Source organism: Dietzia sp. NPDC055340, from assembly GCF_053645335.1.
In genome coordinates, this window is sequence record NZ_JBSHML010000013.1 from 33,570 (window position 1) to 49,042 (window position 15,473).

The 15,473-nt window shown below is 70.0% G+C and carries 14 protein-coding genes; 3 read left to right on the forward strand and 11 right to left on the reverse strand.

The annotated features are described in order from the left end of the window. Positions 1-15 precede the first annotated feature (15 nt). From ACWIFB_RS11085 to ACWIFB_RS11115, 7 genes are all read right to left on the reverse strand, one after another. Positions 16-684 carry a YoaK family protein gene (locus ACWIFB_RS11085; protein WP_230931494.1) on the reverse strand — a complete coding sequence of 223 codons (669 nt, stop codon included), beginning with the start codon at positions 682-684 and terminating at the stop codon, positions 16-18. A gap of 75 nt (positions 685-759) precedes the next feature. Next, positions 760-3,060, reverse strand: a complete 2,301-nt coding sequence (gene purL / locus ACWIFB_RS11090; protein ID WP_454058268.1) for a phosphoribosylformylglycinamidine synthase subunit PurL — start codon at positions 3,058-3,060, stop codon at positions 760-762. Between the two features lie 66 nt (positions 3,061-3,126). After that, a complete protein-coding gene (locus ACWIFB_RS11095; RefSeq protein ID WP_452100882.1) occupies positions 3,127-4,359 on the reverse strand; it encodes a saccharopine dehydrogenase family protein in 1,233 nt (410 codons plus the stop codon). A 145-nt stretch (positions 4,360-4,504) separates the two neighbouring features. After that, on the reverse strand, positions 4,505-5,182 hold the full coding sequence (gene purQ, locus ACWIFB_RS11100; protein WP_452100881.1) for a phosphoribosylformylglycinamidine synthase subunit PurQ: 678 nt from the start codon (positions 5,180-5,182) through the stop codon (positions 4,505-4,507). Continuing rightward, positions 5,179-5,424 carry a phosphoribosylformylglycinamidine synthase subunit PurS gene (gene purS / locus ACWIFB_RS11105; RefSeq protein WP_452100880.1) on the reverse strand — a complete coding sequence of 82 codons (246 nt, stop codon included), beginning with the start codon at positions 5,422-5,424 and terminating at the stop codon, positions 5,179-5,181. Before purS ends, purQ begins: the two co-directional genes overlap by 4 nt. A 98-nt stretch (positions 5,425-5,522) precedes the next feature. Beyond that, on the reverse strand, positions 5,523-6,227 hold the full coding sequence (locus ACWIFB_RS11110; protein WP_452100879.1) for a DUF2334 domain-containing protein: 705 nt from the start codon (positions 6,225-6,227) through the stop codon (positions 5,523-5,525). A 138-nt stretch (positions 6,228-6,365) separates the two neighbouring features. After that, the gene (locus ACWIFB_RS11115; protein ID WP_454058269.1) at positions 6,366-6,863 is read right to left on the reverse strand and encodes a glutathione peroxidase; all 498 of its coding nucleotides are present in this window, start codon (positions 6,861-6,863) and stop codon (positions 6,366-6,368) included. 63 nt (positions 6,864-6,926) lie between these two features. Between ACWIFB_RS11115 and ACWIFB_RS11120 the strand changes: the two genes are divergently transcribed. Continuing rightward, the gene (locus ACWIFB_RS11120; RefSeq protein WP_452100878.1) at positions 6,927-7,202 is read left to right on the forward strand and encodes a helix-turn-helix transcriptional regulator; all 276 of its coding nucleotides are present in this window, start codon (positions 6,927-6,929) and stop codon (positions 7,200-7,202) included. Then, the gene (locus ACWIFB_RS11125) at positions 7,202-7,762 is read left to right on the forward strand and encodes a hypothetical protein (RefSeq protein ID WP_454058270.1); all 561 of its coding nucleotides are present in this window, start codon (positions 7,202-7,204) and stop codon (positions 7,760-7,762) included. Before ACWIFB_RS11120 ends, ACWIFB_RS11125 begins: the two co-directional genes overlap by 1 nt. On the opposite strand, the gene ACWIFB_RS11130 is transcribed toward ACWIFB_RS11125, so the two are convergent. The 4 genes from ACWIFB_RS11130 to purB all read right to left on the reverse strand — a co-directional run bounded on the left by ACWIFB_RS11130 (position 7,759) and on the right by purB (position 13,333). Beyond that, a complete protein-coding gene (locus ACWIFB_RS11130; protein ID WP_454058271.1) occupies positions 7,759-9,972 on the reverse strand; it encodes a S9 family peptidase in 2,214 nt (737 codons plus the stop codon). The genes ACWIFB_RS11125 and ACWIFB_RS11130 overlap by 4 nt on opposite strands. Further along, positions 9,969-10,859 (reverse strand): phosphoribosylaminoimidazolesuccinocarboxamide synthase, encoded by an 891-nt coding sequence (locus ACWIFB_RS11135; RefSeq protein WP_454058272.1) that lies wholly within the window; start codon positions 10,857-10,859, stop codon positions 9,969-9,971. Before ACWIFB_RS11135 ends, ACWIFB_RS11130 begins: the two co-directional genes overlap by 4 nt. 51 nt (positions 10,860-10,910) lie before the next feature. After that, on the reverse strand, positions 10,911-11,774 hold the full coding sequence (locus tag ACWIFB_RS11140) for an alpha/beta hydrolase (protein WP_454058273.1): 864 nt from the start codon (positions 11,772-11,774) through the stop codon (positions 10,911-10,913). 128 nt (positions 11,775-11,902) lie between these two features. Beyond that, positions 11,903-13,333, reverse strand: coding sequence for an adenylosuccinate lyase (gene purB / locus ACWIFB_RS11145; protein ID WP_452101083.1), 1,431 nt, complete (start codon positions 13,331-13,333; stop codon positions 11,903-11,905). Between the two features lie 166 nt (positions 13,334-13,499). Here purB and ACWIFB_RS11150 point away from each other — a divergent pair, with 166 nt between their 5' ends. Then, the gene (locus ACWIFB_RS11150) at positions 13,500-15,464 is read left to right on the forward strand and encodes a DUF222 domain-containing protein (RefSeq protein WP_454058274.1); all 1,965 of its coding nucleotides are present in this window, start codon (positions 13,500-13,502) and stop codon (positions 15,462-15,464) included. Positions 15,465-15,473: the final 9 nt, after the last annotated feature.

Below are 15,473 nucleotides of genomic sequence, written 5' to 3' on the forward strand. Positions count from 1 at the left end.
GGCGGCCGGGCGCCCTCACGGGGCGCGCCACTCGCGCCTGCGCACCAACACGGTCGTGGCCAGCGTGCCGAGCACGACCAGCGCGGCCACGCCCAGCGCGCCGACCCCGATATACACCTGTAGCAGCGCGCCCAGGACGCCACCGATGACGAGCGCCGACCACAACGCGACCTGCTGCCGGTACGGCGCCCAGGATCCACCGAACAGTGCGTCGACCAGCCGGTGGGCGGACTTGACCACCGCTCCCGTCATATAGGTGACCCCGAGTGAGACCTCGCCGCGGGTATGGAACACCGAGTTCATGGACCCCATCGCCGCGGCGACCACCGCGATCCCCACGGGCACGGCGAGGAGCGCGGCCGAGGTGGTCAGTTGCAGAGCCAGGGCGATGAGCAGGAGCGCCGAGACGAGGGTCAGCACGGCCGGGCGATCGTCGAGGTTGCGGCGGCGGGTGACCAGCGCCCCGCCAACCGCGCCGAGGAAGAACGACACGAGCACCACCGCGGCGATGCCCGCGCCCCCGAGATCGCCCTCGGCGAGGCCCACCACCATGCGGGTGGAGTTGCCGCTCATGAACGACACGAAGAAGCCGCCGACCTCGAGGAAGCCGACGGCGTCGACGAACCCCGCGGTGCCGGCGAGCACCACGGCGAGCGTCTTCTCCCGCCTGCGCAGATTCAGCACAGCGCCGCCCCCTTCACAGGTTCCGACCCGGCCCCGGCCCGGGTCCGGCTCAGACTCCGGCCCGGCGAGGCCGGGTCAGACCTGGTCGACGCCGAACAGCGCCGGCAGGGTCCCCTCGTGCGCGGCGCGCAACTCGTCGGTGCTCAGGGAGAACTGGTCCTGCACCTCGAAGGTGCCCGAGTCGGTGTCGGTGACGCCGATACGGGTGTGCGGGATGTTCTGCGCGGTGAGCATCTGCTGGAAGCGGATTTCCTCGCCGCGGGGCACCGAGACGATCACACGACCGGACGACTCGGAGAACAGCCACACGAACGGGTCAGCGTCCGCGGGCAGCACGACCCGCAGTCCGCACTCCCCCGCCAGCGCCGACTCGACGAGCGCCTGGGCGAGCCCGCCCTCGGACAGGTCGTGGGCACTGGAAATGAGCCCGTCCTTGGAGGCGGTGGCCAGGATGCGCGCGAGCGTGGCCTCCCAGGTGAGGTCGACCTTCGGGGGCATGCCGCCGAGGTGGCCGTGCGCGACCTGCGACCAGATCGACCCGTCCAGCTCGTCGCGGGTCTCACCCAGCAGGTAGACGCTCTCGCCGGGGGTCTCGCCGAACGCGGTCGGCGTGCGGCGGGCCACGTCGTCGATCACGCCGAGGACACCCACGACGGGGGTCGGCAGGATCGGTGTGGTGCCGGTCTGGTTGTAGAACGAGACGTTGCCGCCGGTGACCGGGATGCCGAGCTCGGCACAGCCGTCGGCCAGCCCGTGGACGGCCTCCCGGAACTGCCACATCACGCCCGGGTCCTCGGGGGAACCGAAGTTGAGGCAGTTGGTGACGGCCACCGGACTCGCGCCGGTGACGGCCACGTTGCGGTAGGCCTCCGCCAGCGCCAACTGCGCGCCGGTGTACGGGTCGAGCTGGGTGTAGCGGCCGGAAGCGTCGGTTGACAGCGCGATGCCGCGACCGGACTCCTCGTCGATCCGCAGGACGCCGCCGTCGGCGTTCTCCGCGAGGATCGTGTTGCCGCGCACGTAGCGGTCGTACTGATCGGTGATGAAGTCACGCGAGCACAGTGCCGGGCTGGCGACCATGTCGAGCAGGGTCTGGCGGAGCTCCTCGCCGGTGGCCGGCCGTGTGAGTTTCGCCGTCGTGTCGGCCTGCAGCGCGTCCTGGGCCGACGGGCGCTCGACGGGCCGCTCGTAGACCGGGCCCTCGTCGGCGATGGTCTCCGGCGGGGCGTCCAGAACGGTCTCACCCTTGAACTCGATGGTCAGGCGGTCGCCGTCCGTGACCTCGCCGATGTCGCTGGCCAGCACGTCCCAGCGGCGGCACACCTCCATGAACGCCTCGACGTTCTCCGGCGCCACCACGGCGCACATGCGCTCCTGCGACTCACTCGACAGGATCTCGGCCGCGGTCATGCCCTCGGCGCGCAGCGGGACGTTGTCCAGCACGATGTGCATGCCGCCGTCACCGGCCGCAGCCAACTCGGACGTGGCGCAGGCCAGGCCGGCGCCGCCGAGGTCCTGGATGCCCACCACGAGCTTCTCGCGGTACAGCTCGAGGCAGCACTCGATGAGCACCTTCTCCGCGAACGGGTCGCCCACCTGCACGCTGGGCAGCTTGCGGGGCTTGACCGGGTCGCCGTTGTCGTCCACGTCGAAGCTCTCCGACGCGAGGACCGAGACGCCACCGATGCCGTCGAGGCCGGTGCGGGCACCGAACAGGATGATGCGGTTGCCGGTGCCGGACGCGAACGCCAGGTGCAGGTCCTCGACCCGCATGACGCCGGCGCACAGCGCGTTGACGAGCGGATTGCCGGCGTAGGACTTGTCGAAGACCGTCTCGCCGCCGATGTTGGGCAGGCCCAGGCAGTTGCCGTAGCCACCGATGCCCGCGACCACACCGGGGAGAACGCGGTGCGTGTCGTCCGCGTCCGCCGGTCCGAAGCGCAACTGGTCCATCACGGCGACCGGGCGCGCGCCCATCGCCATGATGTCGCGGACGATGCCGCCGACGCCGGTCGCGGCGCCCTGGTACGGCTCGATGTACGAGGGGCTGTTGTGCGACTCGACCTTGAATGTCACGGCCCAGCCGTCGCCGATATCCACCACACCGGCGTTCTCGCCGATACCCGCGAGCATCGAGGAGCGCATCTCGTCCGTGGTGGTCTCACCGAAGTAGCGCAAATGCACCTTCGACGACTTGTAGGAGCAGTGCTCCGACCACATGACGGAGTACACGGCAAGCTCTGCGTCCGTGGGGCGCCGGCCGAGGATCTCCCTGATGCGGGCGTACTCGTCCTCCTTGAGACCGAGCTCGGCCCAGGGCTGCTCCAGGTCGGGGGTGGCTGCGGCGTTCGCGGTGGAATCGACAGGAGTGGTCACGCGGCAGAGTCTAGTCGGCTTTCCCGGGCCGGCGAATCCACGCCCGCCTCGGGGCTGCCGGTGCCGCTACGACGAGAGGACCTCGAACGTCAGGCCACCGCGCTCGACCCGCCCCAGCAGGGCGTCTCCCATCGCCTGCGCGGTGGTGAGCTGCCCCGACAGCGCCGGCAGATCGTCGAATGCCAGGCACAGACCGGACTCGGCGAGCATCATCGACGTCTCGGTGTATCCGGGGTCGCCGCCGGAGACCCGCGTGACGACCCGACGGCCGCCCGCCAGCGCGACGAACGTGACGTCGAACGAGGACCGGGCACGGCGCGACTCGCTCGGCCCGGCGCCCCGCTCGATCCGGCGGAGGATCTGCGAGCGGATGGGCCCGACCTGCGAGCCGAGCGCCACCGCGCCGACCCCGACCATTCCGGCGACGGCCGTGACCGGCGAGCCGACGGAGGCGTAGTGCGAGTAGGTGAAGTCCGGGCCGTAGCTGTCCAGCGCGGCGGCGGAACGCAGGACTATCTGCGGGTCGATCGTGGGCAGCGGCACCAGGAAACGGTCCAGCACCTCGTCGCGGTGGGGCTTGCCCTGGATCGACTTGATCCGACGGCCGGGCACCTTGCCCTCCTTCTGGCGTCGCTGCTTTGCAGCCTTGGCCGCCTCCCGCAGGCGGGCGAACTGTCCGATCGCCGAGTGGAAGGTGCCGCCCGAGAACTGCGCGTCGGCGTGGACCGCCCCGTAGACCACCGCGGGCACGTCCTCCGGAACCTGCTTCATCGTGTAAAAGACGCCGAGGTCGTGCGGGACGGAGTCGAATCCGCAGGCGTGGACGATGCGGGCGCCGGAGGCCTTTGCCGCGTCGTTGTAGGTGAGGTACATGCGGTCGACGAACTCGGGCTCGCCGGTCAGGTCCACGTAGTCGGTGCCCGCTTCAGCGCACGCGGCCACCAGGGGCTCGCCGTGCGCGAGGTACGGCCCCACCGTCGTGATGATCACGCGTGTCGACCGCGCCATCTCGGCGAGCGAGGCCGGGTCGTCGGTGTCGGCCACCACGACGCCGGGAGCGGGCACCTCCGGCGACTGTGCGGCCAACTGCGCGACCACCGCATCGAGCTTGGTGCGGTTGCGCCCGGCGACGGCCCACGAGCCACCCTCGGGCATGTTCCGCAGCAGGTACTCGGCCACCAGGCCGCCGGTGAACCCGGTCGCGCCGTACAACACGATGTCGAAAGGGCGGTCGGCCTTAGCTGGTGAGGCGGGCTGGGACGCCGGCTGAGACGTGGGCTGGCTGGTGGAATCGCTCATCCTACGGTTCTACCGCATCCGGCGGTTTGAGCGGTGTCGCCGGGGACCGGGGGCCAGGCGGAGCGCCTGGGTTACCAGTCGAGCCTAAGGGCCCGCCGGGAGAGATCCCGGCGGGCCCTTAGGGATGCGTACGGCACGAGGCGAACTACGCCCTGACGACCGAATCCAGCACCGACAGAAACAGGCCCAGCCCGTCGTCGGACGGCCCGGTCAGCGCGTCGATCGCGTGCTCGGGGTGCGGCATGAGCCCCACCACGCGCCCGTTCCCGGAGGCGATTCCGGCGATGTTGTTGGTGGAGCCGTTGGGCGCCTCGCCCGCGAAGCGGAACACGACGCGCCCGTCACCCTCGAGCTGCTCGATGGTCTCCGCGGAGGCCATGTAGCGACCCTCACCGGACTTGAGCGGGATGAGGATCTCGGCGCCGGAGTCGTAGCGTGAGGTCCAGGCGGTGTCGGAGTTCTCGACGCGCAGCCACTCGTCGCGGCAGATGAAGTGCATGTCGCGGTTACGGCCCAGCGCGCCGGGCAGCAGGCCGGCCTCGCAGAGGATCTGGAAGCCGTTGCAGATGCCGAGCACGGGCATACCGCCCTGCGCCGCGGAGATGACCTCGCCCATGACGGGGGCCATCGAGGCGATCGCGCCGCAGCGCAGGTAGTCGCCGTAGGAGAACCCGCCGGGGACCACCACGGCGTCGACGCCCTTCAGGTCGGCGTCGGCGTGCCAGAGGGAGACGGCCTCGGCGCCGGAGCGGGTCACGGCGCGTGTGGCGTCGACATCGTCGAGGGTGCCGGGGAAGGTGATGACCCCGATCCGGGCGGTCACGCCAGAACCTCGGCGCGGACGACCTTCCAGTCCTCGATCACGGTGTTGGCGAGCAGCGACGAGGCGATCTCCTCGAGCTCCGCATCGGTCACATCCTGGGACACCTCGAGCTCGAACCGCTTGCCCTGTCGCACGTCGGTGACACCACCGTGGCCGAGGCGACCCAGCGCGCGGTGGATGGCCTGACCCTGCGGATCGAGGATCTCGGCCTTGGGCATGACTTCGACGACAACTCGGGCCACGGTGGGAACTCCTCGTTCGGGCTGGTACTCGGCATGGTCCCGGACGAACCGGGGCTCGCCGATGATCCTACCCGTCGGCGCCCTCTCCTCCGAACGCGTCAGGCGGCGCCCGCCAGCGCGACGGGCGACCACTCGTAGCGGGCGAGGCGGGCGTCGTACTTGTCGACCACCAGGTCGACGGCGTCGAGCAGCGCCTGGCGGGGTGCGCTGCGGTGCAACTGCTTGGCCGAGACGTTGAGCCGGACGAGGCCCCCGGATGCGGCGGTGCGCCCCGCGGCGGCGACGAGCGCCCGGCACCACCAGCCGTCGGCGACGAACCCCTCCCCGATCGACAGCGCGCGGCCCCGGTCCGTGGAACCGCGGACGAGGTCGTGGATGCCGCCCAGGTCGGCGCAGACGCGGAAGCCGACGGCGGGCAGCGCCTGGAGACAGCCCGGGGAGGCGTTCCAACGCGGCGGCGCGAAGGCCCGTGTCCGCAGACCCAGGTCGGCCATGAGCCGGTCTGCGGCGGTGAGCCGCACGGTGGCCTCCGAGGGCCCGATGGAGGCGAATTCGGGGCGGCGGATCCTGGTGGCGGCGTCGTCGTAACCGCCGAGCACGATCGCATCCCCCTGCTGTCGGCGGTGCCGCAGCCAGTCCTGGGTGCCCCGGTCGTCGGCGAGCCGGTACTCGTGGCCGCGCCGCGGCGCGACGAGGAGCGAGACCGGCACGGACCGGCGCTCCAGCTCGCCGACCAGGTCGACGGCACCGTCGAGCGTGGAGTCACGGAGGCCGGAGAGGGAGACGACAAGGCGCGGTGTCATGGCCGCATGGTGACAGTCCGGGATGACGGGACGACGACGACGAGGTGTACGTCCGATGACCGGGCCGATCACGCGGGCCGACGCCCGGCCTCGCATCCGCGCCCATCTGCGGGAGTGGCGGGCCAGCGGCAGGTCAGCTCAGATCGGGAGCTGCTCCTCGATGGCGTCGACCAGTTCCGGCGCGCCGGGCTCGACCTTGGGCCGGAAGCGGCCCACGACCTCCCCCTCGGGCGAGACGAGGAACTTCTCGAAGTTCCACTGCACGTCGCCCGCCTCGCCATCGGCGTCCGCGACCTTGGTCAGCTCGGCGTACAGCGGGTGCCGGGCGTCGCCGTTGACGTCGACCTTGGCCGAGAGCGGGAAGGTGATCCCGTACTTACCGGAGGTGAAGTCCTTGATGGCGGCCTCGTCGCCCGGCTCCTGCCCCATGAACTGGTTGCACGGGAAGCCGAGGACGAAGAAGCCCCGGTCCTGAAAATCGTCGGCGAGTTCCTGCAGCCCCTCGTATTGCGGGGTGAGGCCGCACTCGCTGGCCACGTTGACCACGAGGACCGCGTGGCCCGCGTAGTCGGCCATGGAGGCCTTCCCCCCGTCGATGGTGGTGAATTCGATGTCCTGGACGTTCGCGGTACTCATGTGACCCAGCCTACTCGGAACGACCTATTGACAAATCGTTGTGTTTTCCCAACACTTGGTTCCATGAGTCCAGTGCGACGGGGAGAGAAGCTCCCCATCTTCAACAGGATCGCCGTGCTGCGTGCGGAACACAGACTGAGCCGCGCAGCACTCGCCGAGCAGATCTCGGTGAACCCACAGACCGTGGGCGCACTGGAGCGCGGCGACCACTACCCGAGCCTCGACCTCGCCTTTCGCATCTGCGAGGTGTTCGACCTCCCGGTCGAGGCCGTGTTCTCCCGCGAGGAGTTCCGCCCGATGTCCGCAGAGATGTACCGCCGCGACCGAGAGGACTCGTGATGACCACGCACACTCCAGACAACCCGACCTCCGACAGCCCGTCCCCCGACACCCTGACCGCCGCGGAGCGGCGGTACGAGAAGAACGTGGAGCGCACCGAGGTGAGCCTGCCCGGCTGGCGGAATGCGGCCCGCCGGCGGCTCCTCGTCCGTCTCAACTGGGCGAGCCTGGGCATCATGGCCGCGATCGCGGTGGCCGGCTACTTCTGGTTCCCGATCATCCTGGCCTGGCTGCCCATGACCGTGGTGATCTGCACCGTCTGGACGATGCTCAGGGTGACGATCGACTCCAAGGACACCGCGCCCGCCCGCTACCTGGACGAGTTCGAGACGGCCACCCTGCTCGAGGCCCGGTCCCGGGCGCTCAACCTGGTGACGGGCGGTCTATTCGCGATCTCGCTCATCCTGATCTTCGGCTCGAGCCTGGAGCTCGGGGACGGCCACCGTCTGGCCTACATGATGGGCGGGCTCGGCATCATCCTGTTCCTCGCCGGGGCTGTCATCCCCGCCGCCGCGATGGCCCGCACCATGAACGACGACGAGGTGACCGGGCGGGGCTAGCCGGCGGTCGCGGTGCGGACCGTCCAGGCGTACTCGAACGCGATCTGGCGCCAGCGCTCGTAGCGACCGGAGACGCCACCGTGACCGGCGCTCATCTCGCAACGCAGCAACACGGGCCTGTCGGTCGAGTTGGCCGAGGTCGACACCTCACGCAGCTTGGCCACCCACTTGGCCGGCTCGACGTAGAGCACGCGGGTGTCGTTCAGCGAGGTCACCGCGAGGATCGCCGGGTAGTCCTTGGCCTCGATGTTCTCGTACGGGGAGTAGGAGGCCATGTAGTCGTAGACCTCCTCGGAGTGCAGCGGGTCGCCCCACTCATCCCACTCGATCACCGTGAGCGGCAGCTCGGGCATGAGGATCGAGGTGAGCGGATCCACGAACGGCACGACGGCCTGGATACCCGCGAACAGCTCCGGCGCGAGGTTGGCCACAGCACCCACGAGTAGTCCGCCGGCGCTCCCGCCCTCCGCGACCAGACGGTCCGGGGCCGTGAGCCCCGAGTCGATCAGGTGCCGGGCGCACGCGATGAAGTCGGTGAACGTGTTGCGCTTGACCAGCGTCTTTCCGTCCTCGTACCAGAGACGGCCCATCTCGCCGCCGCCCCGGACATGGGCCACGGCGTACGCCATGCCGCGGTCCAGCAGCGACAACCGCGCGACGGAGAACGAGGGGTCCATGCTCGACTCGTACGAGCCGTACCCGTACAACAATGTCGGCACCTGCTCGCCGGCATCGATTCGGGCGGCCGTGTCGACTGACATGACCAACGAGATCGGCACCCGGGTACCGTCTTCGGCGGTCGCCCAGTCGCGACGCTGCACGTACCCGGCCGGATCGTAGCCGCCCAGCACCTCCTGCTCGCGCAGCAGCGTCCGCTCCCCCGAGACCGGGTCCAGCGAGTACACCCGGCCCGGCGTGACGAAGGAGCCGAATCCGAACCGCAGTACCGGGGTCCGCCACTCGGCGTTCGCGCCCGGCCCGGAGGTGAACAACTCCTCGTCGAACTCGACCGGCTCGAAATCGCCGTAGGACTGCGCGCCGTCGGTCGATCCAGGATCGAGCAGCATCATCGCGAACCGGGGCAGCGCCGCCTCGCGGTAGCCGAGCACCAGGAACCGCTCGAAGGCGTCCACGCCCTCGACGCGGACGTCGTCGCGGTGCGGCACCAGCGTTCGCAGCTCGGTGAAACTCCCCTCCACCGGCCCGGCCGGCGCCTCGACGATCGTCGAGTTGGGCGCCCCGGCGTTGTGCGTGATCAGGAAGCGGTTCTGCCCACCGACCACGGCGTGCTCGACGTCGTACTCCACGCCCACTTCGCGCGGCCGGACGCACCAGAACTCGCCGGCGGGGTCGGCGGAGTCCAGGCACCATACCTCGGTGGTGATCTTGGAACCCACCGCTATCTGCAGGTACTTCTCGCTACGGGTCTCGCCCACACCGATCCAATAGGACTCGTCGGGCTCGTGGAACACCTTGTCGTCGTCGTCACGGGTCGTCCCCAGGCGGTGACGCCACACCGTATCGGGACGCCACGCCTCGTCCACGGTCACGTAGAAGACATAGTTCCCGTCCCGCGACCAGGTCACCCCCGCGGCGATGCCGGAGATCTCCTCCTCCGGCGCGGTGACCTCAGGATCCAGCGCCCGGAAGCGGAGGGTGTAGCGCTCGCCGCCCTCGGTGTCGGTCGCCCAGGCGAGCATGCGGCCGTCGTGGCTGACCGAGAAGGCGCCGAGCGCGAAGTACTCGTGCCCCTCCGCCTCGACGTTTCCGTCCATCAACAGCTGTTCTCCGGGCAGCTCTACACCTGGAGAGACCTCTGGCGGGACCCAGCCCGCGGGGTCTGACATGTCCGCGGCGAACTCGCCGGCCACAGGCACCCGGCAGTGCTGCGCATAGGACCTGCCCTCGATGGTGCGCGAGAAGTACCACCAGCTGCCGGAGCGTACCGGGACCGACATATCGGTCTCCTTGACGCGGGACCGGATCTCCTCGTAGACCTCGTCCTCGAGAGGCTTGAGGTCCGCTGTCATGGCGTCGGTGTAGGCGTTCTCGGCCTCGAGGTAGGCGCGCGTGTCGGGGGCGTCCTTGTCGCGCATCCACTCGTAGTCGTCGACGAAGACGCGCCCGTGGTGCTCGCGGTGGTGCGGGCGGCGCTCGGCGACCGGAGGGGTGGGCGCGGCAGCGTTCGGCGAGATGTCCGAGGTGCTCATGCGTCGCCCCCGATCCAGTCGGCGAACGACAGGCCCGAGATGCGCTCGTAGGCCTCGATGTAGCGTGCGCGCGTCGCCTCCACCACCTCCGCGGGAAGTGGCGGCGGGGGCGTGTCCGAGGCCTTGTCCCAGCCCGAGTCGGGGCCGGTGAGCCAGTTACGCACGTACTGCTTGTCGAAGCTCGGCTGGACGCGGCCCGCCTCATAGGTGTCGGCGGGCCAGTAGCGCGAGGAATCCGGTGTCAGCACCTCGTCGGCCAGGATCAGCTCACCGCCCGAGAGCCCGAACTCGAACTTGGTGTCGGCCAGCAGGACGCCGCGCGCGGCCGCCATCTCGGCTGCCCGGGAGTAGACGTCCAGGGTGGCGGTACGTAGTCGATCGGCCAGCTCGGCGCCGACGATGTCGGTGAGCTGGGAGAACGAGATGTTCTCGTCGTGGTCGCCCACCGCGGCCTTGGTGGCGGGCGTGAAGATCGGCTCCGGCAGGCGGCTGGCCTCGACCAACCCGTCCGGCAGCTCGATTCCGCACACCGTGCCCGACTCGCGGTACTCGACCATGCCGGAGCCGGTCAGGTACCCACGGGGGACGCACTCGGCTTGCACCATGTCGAGTCGACGCACGACCATCGACCGCCCGAGCAACTCGGCGGGAATCCGCTCGTCGTCCAACGGCCCGGCCAGATGATTGGGCACGTCGAGCGCGTCGAAAAAGTAGGCGCTCATCGCCGTGAGCACGCGGCCCTTGTCCGGGATCGGCGTGGCCAGCACGTGGTCGTACGCGGAGATCCGGTCCGTGGCCACCATGAGCAGGGTCTCGGCGTCGATCTCATAGAGTTCGCGGACCTTGCCGGCGGCGAGATGGCGATAGGAGGAGAGCTCAGGTCGCATGACGGCCAGCGTAGCCGTCGCGCCTCTCCGCGCTCCGTCCGGCGAGGGGCATCAGCCCAGGCGCGCGTCGAGCCACTCCCCCAACGCCTCGTACGCCTCGGCGGCGCACAGGTCGTTGAACAACTCGTGCTTGCCGCCCTCGAACTCGCGGTAGGTGATCTCGGGACGGGGGTCGTGGTCTGAGCCGGCGAGCTGGGTGAAACGACGCGCACCGGCCGGGGCCGTGATCGGGTCCGCGGAGCCGTTGAGGATCAGCGTGGGCACCCGCAGCGCGCGCGACCGCTCGATCAGTCGGGCACCCCCGGCCAGCAACGTCCCCGCGGACAGCGCCGGGACACCCCCGTGGAGGACCAGCGGGTCGGAGTTGTAGTCCACCACGTACTCGGGCACACGCGAGATGTCGTTCGCATCGAGCTTCTCCACCGGCAGGAACGGCAGCAGCCGCGCGATGACGGGCGCGATGGCCTTCAGCACGGCGGGGGTGGTCTCGCCCACGAGGAGCCCGGGCGAGGACAGGATCAGTCCCTTGAGATCCCACGGCCGCCGCAGCGCGGATTCCCCGGCGACCTGACCGCCCAGCGAATGGCCCATGAGCAGACGCGGGAGCGTGTCGGTGCCGGCACCCTCATCTGAGCGGCTCCACTGCGCCACCGCGTCACGGACCGCCAGGTTGTCCTCGATATGGGTTTCCATCGCGACCCTGAACCGCGGCCCCGGAGCGGCGCCGTGACCCCGCAGATCGTAGGTCGCCACGGTGACGCCCCGGGCCAGGAGGAAGTCGACCGTTCGTCCGTATCGGCCGGAATGCTCTCCGAAACCGTGGACCAGCACGAGCACGGCCCGGGGGGCCTCTGCGTGATGCAGGGTGACCTGCAGGCCACCGGTACCGGGAACAGGGAGAAGACTCTGGCGCATGTGCGCCACACTATCGCCGCTGACGAACCGATGACACGAGATCACCGCGACCGTGGCGACCCGGGACCCGGGCCCGCGGGCGAACTCGTCGTCGTCGTCGTCACCAACGGCGCCGCCGGGGGCCCGCGCTACAGGATCGCGCCGGGCGCGTACCCCGCGGCCTCCGGATAGCGGGCGACGAGCGCGTCGATCCGGGCCACCACGGCGTCGACCTGGTCGCCGGCGACGCCCACGAACGCCGCGCGGTCGGCCAGCGCCTCGTCGAGCGCCGCGCGGTCGAGCGGCAGTCGGTCATCGGCGGCGAGACGGTCGAGCAGGTCGGGCTCACGCCCCTCCTCGCGCATCGCCAGCGCCACGGCGACCGCGTTCTCCTTGATCGCCTCATGCGCGACCTCCCGGCCGACTCCCGCGCGGACCGCGGCCATGAGGACCTTGGTTGTGGCGAGGAACGGCAGGTAGCGCTGGAGCTCCTTGTCGATCACGGCGGGATACGCGCCGAACTCGTCCAGCACCGTCAGGAAGGTCTCGAACATGCCGTCCAGCGCGAAGAAGGCGTCCGGCAGCGCCACGCGGCGGACCACCGAGCAGAAGACGTCGCCCTCGTTCCACTGCGCACCGGCGAGCTCCGCGACCATCGAGCCGTACCCGCGCAGGACCACCTGCAGGCCGCCAACCCGCTCACAGGACCGGGTGTTCATCTTGTGCGGCATCGCCGACGAGCCGACCTGACCCGGCTGGAAGCCCTCGGTGACCAGCTCGTGGCCGGCCATCAGGCGAATGGTCTGCGACAGCGACGACGGGCCGGCGCCCAGCTGCACCAGCGCCGAGACGACCTCATGGTCCAGCGAGCGCGGGTATACCTGGCCGACCGAATCGAAAGTCCGCGAGAAGCCGAGGTGGGCGGCGACGCGCTGCTCGAGCTCGGCCATCCGGGAGGCGTCACCGTCGAGCAGATCGAGCATGTCCTGCGCGGTGCCCATGGGGCCCTTGATGCCCCGCAGCGGATAGCGCTCGAGGAGCGACTCGACCCGCTCGAGCGCGACGAGCATCTCGTCCGCGGCGGAGGCGAAACGCTTGCCGAGTGTGGTGGCCTGGGCGGCGACGTTGTGGCTACGACCGGCCATGACCGTGTCGCGGTGGGCGGCGGCGTGCTCGGCCAGGCGGCGCACGATGGCCACCGTGCGATCGCGCATCAGCTCGAGCGAACGCACAACCTGGAGCTGTTCGACGTTCTCCGTGAGGTCGCGGCTCGTCATGCCCTTGTGGATGTGCTCGTGGCCGGCGAGGGCGTTGAACTCCTCGATCCGCGCCTTGACGTCGTGACGGGTGACTCGCTCGCGCTCGGCGATCGATGCCAGATCCACCTGGTCGATCACCGCCTCGTACGACCGGATCACCCCGTCGGGGACGTCGATCCCCAGGTCACGCTGGGCGCGGAGCACCGCGATCCACAGCTGGCGCTCGAGCACGATCTTGTACTCGGCGGACCACAGGGTGGCCAGGTCGGTACTCGCGTAGCGCGAGGCGAGGACGTTGGAGATGCGGGGCTTGGCGGTCACGGGGCCGATTCTCTCACGATCCACCGACACCTCCGCCACTCCGCCGACCGGGCGGACTTGTCCAATGTAATTGCTCGAACACCCTTGCGACATACCGCCGTACCCGATACTGTAGAACACACATTCGACGTAGGTGCGAAGCGGGATGGGATGGAGGTGGGGGCTGATGGAGAGGGATGACGACGACAAGGCGGGCCCGCCGACTTCGCCCACCGGTCCGGCCGCATCTGCCGCTGCGGCGGCGATCTCGGTTGCCGCCGATGCTGCGCGTGCGGGGTGGGAGGCCGAGAACCGTGCGGCGGCGCACCGACTGTCGGCAGCGCACCAGTTGATGACCGCATGCCTGGACTACCCGGGCTGCGGTACCGACCCCGACGATCCCCGGCCCGGATACTCGATCCTCGATGCCGCCGATGTCGCGATCACCCACCTGGTGCGGGTGCTGGCGATCTCCACCTACAAAGCCGGGACGATGATCTCCTTCGCCGCCGACCTGCACCTTCGCTACCCGGCGATCCTCACCGCGATGACCCAGGGACGACTAGAGGAGGCCACAGCCAAAGCCCTGGCCGGGCAGATGGAATTCGTCGACCCCGCACTGCTGCACCAGATCCAACAGGACGTGGTCGATGACTACCTGGCCGCCATCGAAGCCGGCAGACGCCCCGGCATGAAAGCCATCCGCAACCGGGCCGACGAGATCATCTCCACACGCGATCCGAACGCGGTCCGGGCCCGCAAAAAAGACGCCGGCCGCGACCGCGGCGCCAGCATCAGCCCCGGCCGCGACGGCATGTCCACCCTCCACGCCCTCCTGCACGCCGACGAGGCCGCCGTCCTGGCCGAAGCACTCGAACAGAAAATCGCCGCCGACCGCGCCACCGAAGAAGACACCGCAGCCACTGCCAGCGAGCCCGCCACCGGCCCCTCCACCGCTAGCGGACCCGACACCGGCGCCGACACCGACACCGACACCAGCCCCGGGGCTGCGGATGCGCCCTACAGCCTGGCCCAACGCCGCGCCGATGCCCTGATGTCCCTGATCTGCGGCGACACCACCACACCCGCCGACACCACCACCCCGGCCGGCACCGACACCCGCACCAGCTCCGGCACGCCGGACACGTCGGGCTCGGGCACACCGGACGGACCGGCTGCCGGTGGGGTGATGCTGCGGCCCAAAATCACCGTCACCGCCCCCACCGGCGCGAACGCCAACCGCTGGGCAGACCACACCCGGGTGGAGTTCGCCCGCACCGGCGAAGCCGCCCTGCAGTCCCTGCTGGACCTGCTCGCCTGCAGCGACGGCGCCAGCCTGCACCACATCGACCCCACCCCCGGCGCCGCGGACGACCGAGACGCTGCGCTGCGGTACCGGCCCTCCGCAGCCCTGGCGCACCGGATCCGGCTGCGGGATGGCACCTGCCGCCACCCCGGATGCACCGTCCCGGCCGACGCCTGTGATCTGGACCATGTCGTGCCGTTCAACCACGCCGACCCCACCCAAGGTGGACAGACAGTCGAATCGAACATGGCCTGCCTGTGCCGCCGGCATCACCGGTTCAAAACCTTCAACGACTGGCACTACCAACTCGACCCCGACGGCACCCTGCTCATCACCACCGACCAAGGCCACACCATGGTCACCCACCCCGACGGGCCCCTGGCCGACTATCGGCGCGAGCAGGCACGGGTCGAAACCGCCGCGTGGGAGAAGCAACAACGCCGCAACCCCGACCCCGGACGCGCGGCCGCCACCGGCGGCGCCAGCCCGACCGGGCGTGCCACCAAAACCTCCTGGGCCCGACGCGACGCCCGCAAACACACCCACCGCGACACACAACGCAGCCACAACGCCACCAACCGCCAAGCAGCGAGCCAGGACGCCGCCACCCAAGCCAGACACCAGGCCCGCAACACCGCCCGCGCCACAGCACTCGCCAAAGCCGGAGCCACATTCCAGCCCATCACCGTGGCAATCACACCCCGGACCATCATCGACCTACCAGCACACCGCCACAGCCGCTGGTGGAACCGAAACCACCACCGCTACCACCCACCCGGCAACAGCGCCCTGGAAAACCAACTCAAAACCATCATCGACAACCTCACCGACCCACCACCCTTCTAACCGACGCAG

Coding starts and splice junctions, on each gene's coding strand:
- ACWIFB_RS11095 (WP_452100882.1), bottom strand. CDS start 4,359: ATGAGCGATTCCACCAGCCAGCCCACGTCTCAGCCGGCGTCCCAGCCC.
- ACWIFB_RS11110 (WP_452100879.1), bottom strand. CDS start 6,227: ATGACACCGCGCCTTGTCGTCTCCCTCTCCGGCCTCCGTGACTCCACG.
- ACWIFB_RS11115 (WP_454058269.1), bottom strand. CDS start 6,863: ATGAGTACCGCGAACGTCCAGGACATCGAATTCACCACCATCGACGGG.
- ACWIFB_RS11120 (WP_452100878.1), top strand. CDS start 6,927: ATGAGTCCAGTGCGACGGGGAGAGAAGCTCCCCATCTTCAACAGGATC.
- ACWIFB_RS11125 (WP_454058270.1), top strand. CDS start 7,202: ATGACCACGCACACTCCAGACAACCCGACCTCCGACAGCCCGTCCCCC.
- ACWIFB_RS11130 (WP_454058271.1), bottom strand. CDS start 9,972: ATGAGCACCTCGGACATCTCGCCGAACGCTGCCGCGCCCACCCCTCCG.
- ACWIFB_RS11135 (WP_454058272.1), bottom strand. CDS start 10,859: ATGCGACCTGAGCTCTCCTCCTATCGCCATCTCGCCGCCGGCAAGGTC.
- ACWIFB_RS11140 (WP_454058273.1), bottom strand. CDS start 11,774: ATGCGCCAGAGTCTTCTCCCTGTTCCCGGTACCGGTGGCCTGCAGGTC.
- ACWIFB_RS11150 (WP_454058274.1), top strand. CDS start 13,500: ATGGAGAGGGATGACGACGACAAGGCGGGCCCGCCGACTTCGCCCACC.